Raw genomic sequence first — 12,286 nt, 5'->3', positions numbered from 1 at the left:
GCCTTATCCGGCCTACGGAGATGTGCTTTTGTAGGCCGGATAAGCGAAGCGCCATCCGGCATATCATTACAGCCAGTTCTTGCGCTTAAAGTACAGATACGGCGCCAGACCTGCGAGCATCATAAAGACAATCGCGCCAGGATAACCGAAGCTCCAGTGCAGCTCTGGCATAAACTCAAAGTTCATCCCGTAGCTGGAAGCGACCAGCGTCGGCGGCAGGAACACGACAGAAACCACCGAGAAGATCTTGATGATGCGGTTCTGCTCGATGTTGATAAAGCCCATCGCCGCCTGCATCAGGAAGTTAACTTTCTGGAACAGTGATTCGTTGTGCGGCAACAGGGACTCGATATCGCGCAGGATCTCACGCGCCTGCTCCAGCTGACTACCCGGCAGACGCGCTTTGCGCACCAGGAAGTTCAGTGCGCGCTGGGTATCCATCAGACACAGACGTACCTTCCAGCCGATATCTTCCAGCTCCGCCAGCGTGGACAGCGCTTCGTCGTACTCATCACCCTGACGCCCTTCCATGATCACACGACTGAGTTTTTCCAGATCGCTATAGATGTTTTCTATTTCATCCGCCAGCTGTTCAATTTTGGTTTCGAACAAGTCGAGCAGCAGCTCATAGGCGTTGCCATCCACCATCGCCTGATTACGCGCACGCATGCGGTACAGGCGGAAAGCCGGCAGTTCGCGCTCGCGCAGAGTAAACAGGCGACCTTCGCGAATGGTAAATGCGACGGTTGAGTTACCCGCATGATCGTCGGCATCTTCATAAAAGAAGAAGGAGTGAATGTGCAGACCGTCTTCGTCTTCAAAAAAACGTGCGGATGCTTCGATGTCTTCCAGTTCAGGGCGCGTAGCCAGATTCTGGCCCAAGTCCTTTTGCACACGGTTTCGTTCTTCGTCATCCGGCTCGACTAAATCGACCCAAACCGAACTGGCCAGGTGCTCGATCTCGTCTGCCTCAAGGCGAGTTAAACGATTGTTTTCCAGTTGAAATGCGCTCAGCATGACCGGGACTCCCAATGCAAAAAATTATCGGACAGTTCGGTGGGCACACAGAAACAAATTGGGTTTCAGACCATTAAACAGCCTGACTCAGCGCGACGGGAAAAAACAGAAGGTCGCTGACAACCGCGAAGGCTATCAGCAAAAAGGGATAGCCTTAGGAGTTGATCCTGGATGACAGGATAATGAGCCAGTATCTACTGGGTGTGTCCAAGGCGAATGTCCTCTTAGCGTAATCGTGCGCGCATGTTACGCCAGCAAAATTTTGACGTCAACACGCAACGGATGGCGAAAAAGTAATAATTTCCCCTTATACAGAAAGGTTAGCAGAGGGGAATTATTTATCTATGATTTCAGAATATTAACCGACAGATAGCCGGATGGCGGCTTCGCCTTATCCGGCCTACAAATAAAAATGTACCCGGTCTGTAGGCCGGATAAGGCGCTACAGCGTCGCCATCCGGCAAAGCAGAACCGATCACACCGTTTCCAGTCTGGCGTAGGCCGCCACCAGCCATTTGATGCCCTGCCCCTGGAACGCCACCTGCAGGCGACTATGCTCACCGCTGCCTTCGAGATTGACGATAGTGCCTTCGCCAAACTTGGCATGGCGCACGCGCTGGCCAAGCTTATAACCGGTGTCGTTCTCCGCCATTGGCGTTCCCATCCGTTGATGGCTGACCGGGCGGCTGACGGTGGCACGCAGGCGAACCTCTTCCACGCACGCTTCCGGCAGTTCGCCGATAAAGCGCGATGGGCGATGGTACACCTCTTTGCCGTACAGACGGCGCGTTTCGGCATAGGTTAGTGTCAGCTTCTGCATAGCACGGGTGACGCCGACATAGGCCAGACGGCGTTCTTCTTCCAGACGACCACCTTCGTCCAGCGACATCTGGCTGGGGAACATACCTTCTTCCATCCCCACGATAAACACCTGCGGGAACTCAAGGCCTTTCGCCGAGTGCAGGGTCATCAGCTGTACCGCGTCCTGCCAGGTATCCGCCTGCCCTTCGCCCGCTTCAAGCGCGGCGTGGGAGAGAAATGCCTGCAGCGGCATTAAATCTTCATCTTCTTCGTTGTAGCTGAACTGGCGTGTTGCTGTGACCAGTTCGTCTAAGTTTTCGATACGTGTCTGGCCTTTCTCGCCTTTCTCCTGCTCGTACATCATGCGCAGGCCGGAGTCTTTCACCACCCGGTCTGTTTGCACATGCAGTGGCATATCGGCCGTTTCCTGCGCCAGGGCATCAATAAGCTCCATAAAACGCTGTAGCGCGCTGGCAGCACGACCGGCAAGGGCTTTTTCCTGTAGCAACTCACGACATGCCTGCCACAGCGTCAACTGGCGGTCACGCGAGGTCTGACGCACCACATCTAAAGTACGATCGCCAATCCCGCGGGTTGGCGTATTCACCACGCGTTCAAACGCGGCATCATCGTTGCGATTAGCGATCAAACGCAGGTAAGAGAGCGCATCTTTGATTTCCTGGCGTTCAAAGAAGCGCATACCGCCGTAAATACGGTACGGCATGCTGGCCTGTAACAACGCCTCTTCCAGTACGCGCGACTGGGCGTTGCTACGATACAGAATGGCGCATTGTTCCAGCGCGCCGCCGTTGTCCTGCCAGGTCTTGATACGGTTGACCACAAAGCGCGCTTCATCGAGTTCGTTGAATGCGCAATACAGAGAGATCGGTTCGCCGTCGACGCCGTCGGTCCACAGCTTTTTACCCAGACGCCCGTTGTTGTTTTCAATCAGGGCGTTGGCCGCGCTGAGGATGTTGTTGGTCGAACGGTAGTTCTGCTCCAGACGGATGGTTTCTGCGCCGGGGAAGTCAGTGAGGAAGCGCTGGATGTTTTCCACCTGCGCGCCGCGCCAGCCGTAAATTGACTGGTCGTCATCACCCACGATCATCACTTTACCGGTGTCACCCGCCAGCAGACGGATCCACGCGTACTGAATGTTGTTGGTATCCTGGAATTCGTCCACCAGGATATTGGTAAAGCGTTCGCGGTAGTGCTGCAGGATATGCGGCTTGTTGAGCCACAGTTCATGGGCGCGCAGCAGCAGCTCGGCGAAATCCACCAGCCCCGCGCGGTCACACGCTTCCTGGTAGGCCTGATAGACTTTCTGCCAGGTTTGCTCAACTGGGTTGCCATAGCTCTGTAAATGGTGCGGACGTAGCCCTTCGTCTTTCTGGCTGTTGATGAACCACATCGCCTGACGCGGTGGCCACTGCTTCTCATCCAGATTCATTGCTTTGATCAGGCGCTTAAGCAGACGCAACTGGTCTTCGCTGTCGAGGATCTGGAAATCCTGCGGCAGATTCGCATCCATATGGTGTGCACGCAGCAGACGGTGTGCCAGGCCATGGAACGTCCCCACCCACATACCGCCCTGGCTGGTTCCCATGATCTGACCAATACGGTGGCGCATTTCTGCCGCCGCTTTGTTGGTAAACGTCACCGCCATAATGGAGTACGGCGAGTTGTTCTCAACCGTCAGTAACCAGGCAATACGGTGCACCAGCACACGCGTTTTACCACTCCCCGCGCCCGCCAGAACCAACATGTTGCTGCGTGGCGCGGCCACCGCTTCACGCTGTTTGTCATTAAGGCTGTCGAGCAGGTAAGAAACGTCCATTGGCACCGCCGCGTAAAAGTAGGTAGGGCGGATAAGCGTAGCGCCATCCGCCAAAAAGCTGGGTATATATACAGAGTTCTGTTGGTGATTATATCAGCGAGGTCAGAGATGCCAACTGTGAAATTTCGATATGCGGCAGCAAACGGCTATCTGCAGTCTGCATCAGGTCGGCATTTTCCGGTTTGATCCAGCAAGCCTGCATACCGCAACGAATGGCACCGGCGACGTCTGTCGTCAGGTCATCACCCACATGCAGGATTTCCCCCACAGGCAGATTCAGTTTTTCCGCGGCCAGCGAGTACATATCGCTGAACGGTTTTGATCGCCCATCCGGGCCCGCACGCAGCACAAACTCAAAGTAATCCCCCAGACCAAACAGCTCTGGTTGCGCATTACCGTTGGTGATCGCCACCAGCGGCCATTTGCGAGCCAGGGCCTTTAACGTGTCATGCGTTGTCTGCGGGACGTCAATACGGCTACGCCATTTGGCGAAATTCATCATCGCCGCGTTCGCCCCCATCAGCGCCTCTGCTGTCGACAGCCCAGCTTCCAGCATAGCGCGCTCGACGGCACGATGACGCCAACGGGTAACATCGTGGTAGATTTCCGGCTCAGCGTCGCGCACAACCTGGCGTAAGCGCTGGAGGTCGCTATTTTGTAACGCGCGCAGCGCGGGATGGTAATTTTGGACAAAAGCGAGCGCTTCCTGCTCGGTGCGTGTGATAACGGGACGGTTATCGTAAAGAGTGTCATCAAGGTCAAAGGTGAGCGCAGAAATGTGCCCCAAAGGCCGGTAAAAACGCATTATTTCCCCCGTTTGGCGCGTGGATGCGCCGCATCGTACACTGAAGCCAGGTGTTGAAAATCAAGATGGGTATAGATTTGGGTCGTTGAGAGGTTGGCATGTCCCAATAACTCCTGCACACCGCGAAGATCGCCGCTCGACTCCAGCATATGTGTCGCAAAAGAGTGGCGCAATTTGTGGGGATGTACGTGGCTGTTCAGCCCCTGCTTGATACCCCATTCAGCAAAGCGTTTCTGCACGTTCCGCGCAGAGATGCGTTTGCCCAGTTTTGACAGGAACAGCGCATCTTCATCGCGGCCAAACAGTCCGCGCAGATCCAACCAGTGCTCAATCCACGTCACCGCATTGCGGCCAATCGGCAGACGGCGTTCTTTACTGCCCTTGCCCATCACCCACACTTCGCCAGTATCAAGATCGAGATGTTTAATATCCAGCCCAACCAGTTCAGACAGACGCAGCCCTGCGCCGTACATCACTTCTAACATTGCCCGGTCGCGCACTGCGAGGGGATCGTTGAGATCGATATCCAGCAGGCGATTAACATCATCAACATCAATATTTTTAGGTAAATGGCGCGGCGCTTTCGGCGCGGAAACACTTTTTGCCGGATTAGCGTTCAGCTCGCCCTGATTAACCATCCAGTCGAAGAAACTGCGCAGTGCAGACAGGCGCAACGCCAGACTGGCAGGTCCCAGCCCTTTACGGCGACTACGTACGGCAAAACTACGAACCATGAGCGCATCACACTGCTGCCAGCTTTGCAGACCGGTTTCTCCGGCTAACGCAATGATGGCATCAAGCTGACGCTGATAATTTAGCAATGTGATCGGGCTAAGCTGGCGCTCAACGCCCAGATAACGTAAAAAGCGCGTCACATCCTGAGAAAGAGGTGAATCGGTCATACGCGTTCAATCCAACGCTCCAGCAGTTCCGGCAACATCAGCGAAATTTCCTGCAATAACTGCGTGCCCTGCCCCTGCTGGTAATGATTGGCATCACGGCTACTGAACAACATGACACCAAGTGAGCCATCTTGCCCCAACATCGACATTGCCACCGAGCCGATGGCTTTCGCTTCCGGCATCATGATTAACAGTTCCGGGCCGTGGAGTGGTCCAAGGTAGTGCTGTGACTGACCAAGACGCTGAATGCGCAGCGGTTCAAAAGCCTGACGGCTTAATGCCAGATGGGTAAATTTCGAGGGAGCACCAAGTCGCCAGCGATCCGGAAACAGACGAACCGTCGCTCCCGCCAGTCCTAACTCACGCGCCCAGCGATGAAGTCGCATCAGCATGTCATCGAGACTGTTCGCGGACACCAGTCGTCCTTGCAGATTTAACAGTCGATAGAACAGGCTTTCGTTGGCATTCGCTTGTTCCATCAACAACGCCATGTTCTCTTCCAGCACGTTGATATGATTACGTGCCCGAGCCATATGCCATTCAACTAAAGAGACCGTGCCCCGCACCGGGTGCGGGACGCGCATCGCTTCAACCGCTTGAGCATTACGGATAAAAAACTCAGGATTACGTTGCAGATAATCGACGACCGCCCGGTCGTCCAGTTCCATGAGCGTTTCCTGTAGTTCTTCCCCTGGTTGCTTCATAAGTGAATAAATCCGTCGTAGACATGTGCCGCCGGGCCAGTCATATATAACGGATGACCCGGACCTTTCCAGGCGATATCAAGTCGACCGCCCGGTAATTCCACCCTCACTTCATCTGCCAGCAGGCCCTGCTGAATACCGACAGCGACAGCCGCACACGCGCCGCTGCCACAAGCCTGCGTTTCACCTGCGCCACGCTCATAAACACGCAGTCGGATATGCTCACGTTTGACCACTTGCATAAAGCCGATATTGGCGCGCTCAGGGAAGCGTTCATGGCTTTCCAGAACCGGCCCCAGAGTTTCCACCGTGGCCGTATCAACATCATCAACCTGAATCACGCAATGCGGATTCCCCATTGAAACCACGCCGCACAATACTGTCTGCTCGGCCACTCGCATAATATAGGTCTTCTCTGCTTTATTGGCACGAAAAGGGACCTGCGAGGGTTCAAAGTTGGGTTCTCCCATGTTGACCCGCACCAGCTCATCGTCCGTTACGCTTAATACCATGCGGCCATTCGCGGTACTGACACGAATATCACGCTTATTCGTCAACCCTTTCAGGCGCACAAAACGGGCAAAGCAACGAGCGCCATTTCCACACTGCGAGACTTCACTGCCATCAGCATTGAAAATGCGGTAATGGAAATCCAGCTCCGGATCGTAAGGCGGCTCGACGACCAGTAATTGATCGAACCCAACACCCAGATGCCTGTCAGACAAACGACGGATCAGCTCGGGTGAGAAAAAGACATTCTGCGTTACCGCGTCGACGACCATAAAATCGTTGCCAAGGCCATGCATTTTAGAGAATTGCATTGTTTACTCCGTTCACGCGGGTACAGAAACTTACCGTCAGTAATTCACCTGAGAAGGTCCATCACTGATTCCACGATCGTTTTTATCCGGCGTCGTAGATTGTGCTGGCGACTGAATGCTCTTCGTCGGAGGCGGCGCGTTTTTGTCTGCTGGCGGGAAATAGAGAGGTCCCTTCAGACCACAGCCCGTCAGGCTGAACAGTGTAAAAAGTACAGCGAGTGCCTGAAACACGTTTTTCATTATGGATTGCCTGTAAGTTCATGCTTTCTGTTTTCTATCATCGCAGGAGAAGGCGTAAAAGCAAGAGTTTGGCTAAAAACTGCAACGTGATTTATTCCGCGTTATACTGCGACCATCACGAAAAACAGGATAAAAAAATGAACGACAGTGAATTTCATCGCCTTGCCGACACCCTGTGGATGACCATTGAAGAGCGTCTGGACGACTGGGACGGCGACAGCGATATCGATTGTGAGATCAACGGTGGCGTACTGACTATCAGCTTCGAAAATGGCAGCAAAATTATCATTAACCGTCAGGAACCGCTGCACCAGGTATGGTTGGCCACTAAACAGGGCGGTTACCATTTTGACCTGAAAGGCGACGAGTGGATTTGCGACCGCAGCGGCGAAACGTTCTGGGATCTGCTGGAACAGGCTGCTACGCTGCAGGCGGGTGAAGAGGTGAGCTTCCGTTAAGTTTTAGTGCCGGATGCGCTTCGCTTATCCGGCCTACTCTGGCCCGATAAGCGTCATGCATCCGGGAAAGTTAACTCACGAGAAATACTGCTGCAACAGCGGCGTGTCGTTATCCTGACTGGTTTGTGGGACTGGACTAATCGGCTGGGTGCGGAACGGGATCACCTGCGCGCGCCCGTCAGTTTTCACAATCTGATAAAACTGCGGCAGGTTAAAGTTGATAAAACTGGAGCCGTAAGTGAAGCGATCGTGCGACGATGAATAGAAGCGGCTGACATCCCGCACCAGCTCTTCTTTACTGCCTTCACAGTGGTGATACACCTCGACACGGTTACTCTCGTCCAGAATGTAGATGTTAAAGCCCTGCTCATCACCCGTCTCTTCAAAAAAGAACTGAATGATCCCTTCGCTGGCAAAACCGTCCACCACCGACGGCAATTTCACATGGTTGGTCTCAACCTGAACGGAAAGACCGTGCAATTTGTTGTGCGAAATCGCGCCATAGAATTCAATGGCGTTTTCCAGTTTCTGCACCGAGACGTTTAGACGTTCGAAGAACAGGCCCCACGTCTGACCGGAAACACGCAGCGCTTTGAAGCGCCCAGTTTCCTGGCGCGTACTGGACAGGCGCAGTTCGATGCACTCAGACACCAGTTGCTGGACACGCGTGCGGATTAAACCACGCAAATGCTGGCTGTAACAGAACACGTCAACGCTATCCGGTGGCGCGGCATCCTGATGCATTTTGCCCAGAATCGTTTTTAACGCTTCAATCATCGCCTGCTCGCCGTTGAAGTGCAGGGTTCGCACTTCATTCCACGAGTTGCGATACAGCAGATCTACGCTACCCACCAGACAATTTTGCTCTTCGCCAAAGCTAAAGACATCCAGCTTACGGAAATCAAAATGCACGACCTGATTGCGGAACGCCGCCGTCGGGTCATATTCGAGGTTGACGATAATTGCCAGATGGCGAATTTCGCACGGGCTGTACAGCGCTTTCGGCGTTGGTGCCGGCAGACGCAGCGGGAAGTGGTGCGAGACATCGGCGACCATCTCCTGCAGCTTCGGCAAGTCGACAATACCGTTACCCTTAATAAACAAATGCGTACGCGATGTCAGCAGGCCGTTAAACCATGCCCACGCCACCAGCTTATTGAGATAGCGGTTATATTCCAGCGGCTGATGGCTGATGATCGAATCCATGTTAGGTGCGCGGTTGTAGAGATACCAACCCGAACGGTTGGCGCGACCTGGCGGCACGTGGATAAAGGTCAGATTGGGTTCTGAGAGATCCGGTGAGATCTGCGGGTTCACCAGCGTCACTTTGCCGGGCAAGGCTTCAAATGCGGCATACAGCTTACGGGTCAGCACGCCAATATCCTGCGGACTGGCGCTGACGCTAAGATTGTTGCGGCGCGCAAAACGAATCAAATTACGATAGCTCTGCATCATTGCATCGAGCAGTTCGTTGTGCGCTTCGCGTACCTGGTCAATTTTCCAGTTAGCGCGGTTATCCAGCATTGTCAGGCGGGCTTCATCCCAACCCCACTCTTGTACTAACTGACTTAACACTTCACGACGCCAGCCCACACAGGCGCGTTCACGGCTCAGTTTCTCACAGACTTTTAAGTAGAAACATCGACGCACTAAATCAAGACGTGTTGGATCCTCAATCGCAGTGAGGTACTCGGTTACACGTTCCAACATCATGCAGTATGGGTCGAGACCAAAAGAGACAATCTCGCCGTCGTGCAGGCGCTGTTTAATGTCTTTCGCCAACAGGCGTGGATTGGGGTATTCCCAGGAATAGGCTTCCAGCAGCAGCGTTTTCAGCACCGCTTTGTACGGGGAATCGATACTCTTGTACAACTGCCAGAGGCTGGCACCAAAGTACTCTTCGGCGGAAAGCGAACTGAGTCCACCCAGATCCAGCCATTCGTTTGGCGTTAACACCCCCTGCGCGTAGAGCGTCATGACGTAATCGTCGTAATGCTCTTCTTCATCGCCAGGCACCATATTCCACAGAATACGCTTACCTGCGAGGCGCACAGCGGTGCGATAGAATTCATCAAGCAGCAGAATATGCTGCGTCGAGCCACAGTCTTCACCACCCAGACTGCCGCTTTCATTATGGCGGAAACGGTTTTCATCAATCAGGAAGAAACTGACTTCCACGCCCAGCGAGGCGGCCCAACTTTCCAGCAGGCTGCATTTACGTTGCAGCAACTGCCGCTCTTCGCTATCCAGCCAGGATTGATGGCAGACCCAAATATCGAGGTCAGAGGAACAGCTTTGCCCTACGGAAGAGGTGCTGCCCATAGAGTAAACGCCGGTGATCGGCAGTTCGCCCTTTGGAGGGTCCTGCGGTGACATACCGCGGTACAGTTCCAGCTCATTCAGGTAGTGGCGTTGGGTTTCATCAGGCGTGTAAAAGCATATGCCTTTGGGAACGTTACCATCGAGGTAACCCGGCATCAGTGGGTGGTGGTAGTGCAATAATGTCGGCAGCAGACTGTATACCTGCTGGAAGGCAGGTCCCATGGCAGCAAGCGCGCGATCCACACGCAGTTGATTTATGGCATCCAGTCTCTGTTTCAGAGTCTCAATATAGAGGTACAAGACGTATCGCCTGATGTTGCTATCCATCATGTTGTCGATTGCTGCGGCGCAAGCGCTCATCAACAATCTTCAGCAATTCGGATAAACCGTATGTCAAAAATAACCGTTACCGTTTTTTCACCCCTATTTTTTTAGGGAGTACAGCCGAAAAAATGGTCTAAAACGTGATCAATTTAACACCTTGCTCATTGACCGTAAAGAAAGATGCGCTACATACAAGTGTAGCACCGTTCGTTACGTGTAAATTCCTTCATACGGTCGGGAGGTTTCTCGTCATTAATCACTGCCAGTGATGATGCAGCGCCTTTTCCTCTCACTTACGTTTGAGCGTAACGCTGACATCCCTTTGATAAGGATGTTAGGATGGTCAATGATTGATAATGACGGTAACAAGCATGTTAGACAATGTTTTGAGAATTGCCACACGCCAAAGCCCCCTTGCGCTCTGGCAGGCACATTATGTCAAAGACGCCTTAATGGCAAACCACCCCGGTCTGGTCGTTGAACTGGTTCCCATGGTGACCCGTGGCGACGTGATTCTGGATACCCCACTGGCAAAAGTCGGGGGTAAGGGCTTGTTTGTTAAAGAGTTGGAAGTCGCGCTACTGGAAAAACGCGCAGATATCGCCGTGCATTCCATGAAGGATGTGCCGGTCGAATTTCCTGAAGGTCTTGGGCTGGTCACTATTTGCGAGCGTGAAGATCCGCGTGATGCTTTCGTCTCAAATAAATACAACACGCTGGATGAGCTGCCAGCAGGGAGCATCGTTGGAACGTCCAGCTTACGTCGCCAGTGCCAATTGGCAAAACAGCGCCCGGATCTCATCATCCGCTCGCTGCGCGGCAACGTAGGTACTCGCCTGAGTAAACTGGACAACGGTGACTACGACGCCATTATTCTGGCCGTCGCTGGATTAAAACGCTTAGGGCTGGAGTCACGAATCCGCGCAGCACTGGCACCAGAAGTGTCTCTGCCTGCGGTCGGACAAGGCGCTGTGGGTATCGAATGTCGACTCGACGATCAGCGCACTCAGGCACTGTTAGCGCCACTCAACCATGAAGAAACAGCCCTGCGCGTAAAAGCAGAACGCGCCATGAACACCCGCCTCGAAGGGGGATGTCAGGTTCCTATCGGCAGCTATGCGGAACTCATCAACGGTGAGATTTGGCTACGCGCGTTAGTCGGTGCGCCAGATGGTTCACAGATGGTATGTGGAGAACGTCGTGGCGCTGCGCAGGATGCGGAAAAAATGGGTATATCTCTGGCAGAAGAACTGCTGGAAAACGGTGCACGCGCCATTCTGGCTGAAGTTTATAACGGAGATGCCCCCGCATGAGTATTCTGGTCACCCGCCCATCTCCCGCAGGGGAAGAGTTAGTGAGCCGTCTGCGCACACTGGGGCAGGTGGCCTGGAGTTTTCCGCTTATTGAGTTCGCGCCGGGCCGGGAACTGCCAACGCTGGCTCCCCGTCTTTCGGCGCTCACCGAAAACGATCTGGTTTTTGCTCTCTCACAGCACGCCGTGACCTTTGCCGATGCTCAACTTCAGCGGCAAGGGGTAAGTTGGTCCACTCTCCCGCGCTATTTTGCCATCGGCCGTACAACGGCGCTGGCGTTGCACACCGTGAGCGGATGCAATATTCACTATCCGTTGGATCGGGAAATTAGCGAAGTCTTGCTACAATTACCTGAATTACAAAATATTGCGGGAAAACGCGCGCTGATTTTACGTGGCAACGGCGGTCGGGAGTTGATCGGTGAAACCCTGATAACGCGCGGAGCCGATGTTGATTTTTGTGAATGTTATCAACGCAGTGCAAAACATTACGATGGTGCAGAGGAAGCGATGCGCTGGCAATCACGCGGTGTGAAAACAGTGGTTGTCACCAGCGGAGAGATGCTACAGCAGCTCTGGGCGCTTATTCCGCAGTGGTATCGTGAGCACTGGTTACTACGCTGTCGGCTGCTGGTCGTCAGTGAGCGTCTGGCGAACCTCGCCCGGGAACTGGGCTGGCAAGATATTAAGGTCGCTGATAACGCCGACAACGATGCGCTACTACGCGCATTACAATAACTCTC

12 protein-coding genes are annotated in these 12,286 nt (G+C 53.7%); 3 read left to right on the top strand and 9 right to left on the bottom strand.

What is annotated here, in order from left to right:
- Nucleotides 1-66: 66 nt before the first annotated feature.
- The 8 genes from corA to lptM form a co-directional block, all read right to left on the bottom strand.
- A complete protein-coding gene (gene corA / locus NNO02_RS02240) occupies nt 67-1,017 on the bottom strand; it encodes a magnesium/cobalt transporter CorA (protein WP_003017920.1) in 951 nt (316 codons plus the stop codon).
- Between the two features lie 154 nt (nt 1,018-1,171).
- A complete protein-coding gene (ysgD, locus tag NNO02_RS02235; RefSeq protein WP_212723238.1) occupies nt 1,172-1,228 on the bottom strand; it encodes a YsgD/CorL family protein in 57 nt (18 codons plus the stop codon).
- 264 nt (nt 1,229-1,492) lie between these two features.
- A complete protein-coding gene (gene uvrD / locus NNO02_RS02230) occupies nt 1,493-3,655 on the bottom strand; it encodes a DNA helicase II (RefSeq protein ID WP_045449113.1) in 2,163 nt (720 codons plus the stop codon).
- A gap of 88 nt (nt 3,656-3,743) precedes the next feature.
- Nucleotides 3,744-4,460 (bottom strand): 5-amino-6-(5-phospho-D-ribitylamino)uracil phosphatase YigB, encoded by a 717-nt coding sequence (gene yigB, locus NNO02_RS02225; RefSeq protein ID WP_271454125.1) that lies wholly within the window; start codon nt 4,458-4,460, stop codon nt 3,744-3,746.
- Entirely contained in the window at nt 4,460-5,362 is a 903-nt protein-coding gene (gene xerC / locus NNO02_RS02220; protein ID WP_271454124.1) for a tyrosine recombinase XerC, read from the bottom strand. The genes yigB and xerC overlap by 1 nt, the downstream gene beginning before the upstream one ends.
- Nucleotides 5,359-6,066, bottom strand: a complete 708-nt coding sequence (locus tag NNO02_RS02215; protein WP_271441009.1) for a DUF484 domain-containing protein — start codon at nt 6,064-6,066, stop codon at nt 5,359-5,361. Before NNO02_RS02215 ends, xerC begins: the two co-directional genes overlap by 4 nt.
- Nucleotides 6,063-6,887, bottom strand: a complete 825-nt coding sequence (dapF, locus tag NNO02_RS02210; RefSeq protein WP_040230073.1) for a diaminopimelate epimerase — start codon at nt 6,885-6,887, stop codon at nt 6,063-6,065. The genes NNO02_RS02215 and dapF overlap by 4 nt, the downstream gene beginning before the upstream one ends.
- Before the next feature lie 36 nt (nt 6,888-6,923).
- A complete protein-coding gene (gene lptM, locus NNO02_RS02205) occupies nt 6,924-7,127 on the bottom strand; it encodes an LPS translocon maturation chaperone LptM (protein WP_005133315.1) in 204 nt (67 codons plus the stop codon).
- Nucleotides 7,128-7,264: 137 nt separating this feature from the next.
- On the opposite strand from lptM, the gene cyaY reads away from it, so the two are divergent.
- Nucleotides 7,265-7,585, top strand: a complete 321-nt coding sequence (cyaY, locus tag NNO02_RS02200) for an iron donor protein CyaY (RefSeq protein WP_271441008.1) — start codon at nt 7,265-7,267, stop codon at nt 7,583-7,585.
- Between the two features lie 75 nt (nt 7,586-7,660).
- On the opposite strand, the gene cyaA is transcribed toward cyaY, so the two are convergent.
- A complete protein-coding gene (gene cyaA, locus NNO02_RS02195; RefSeq protein WP_202039645.1) occupies nt 7,661-10,207 on the bottom strand; it encodes a class I adenylate cyclase in 2,547 nt (848 codons plus the stop codon).
- A gap of 395 nt (nt 10,208-10,602) precedes the next feature.
- Here cyaA and hemC point away from each other — a divergent pair, with 395 nt between their 5' ends.
- Nucleotides 10,603-11,544, top strand: a complete 942-nt coding sequence (gene hemC / locus NNO02_RS02190) for a hydroxymethylbilane synthase (RefSeq protein ID WP_271441007.1) — start codon at nt 10,603-10,605, stop codon at nt 11,542-11,544.
- Nucleotides 11,541-12,281, top strand: coding sequence for a uroporphyrinogen-III synthase (hemD, locus tag NNO02_RS02185; protein ID WP_271441006.1), 741 nt, complete (start codon nt 11,541-11,543; stop codon nt 12,279-12,281). The genes hemC and hemD overlap by 4 nt, the downstream gene beginning before the upstream one ends.
- Nucleotides 12,282-12,286 lie beyond the last annotated feature (5 nt).

It is taken from the genome of Citrobacter sp. Awk 2 (assembly GCF_028069815.1).
Taxonomy (GTDB): Bacteria; Pseudomonadota; Gammaproteobacteria; order Enterobacterales; family Enterobacteriaceae; genus Citrobacter.
The sequence above is the reverse complement of the archived record's forward strand: the minus strand, read 5'-3'. Positions and strand labels throughout refer to the sequence as shown.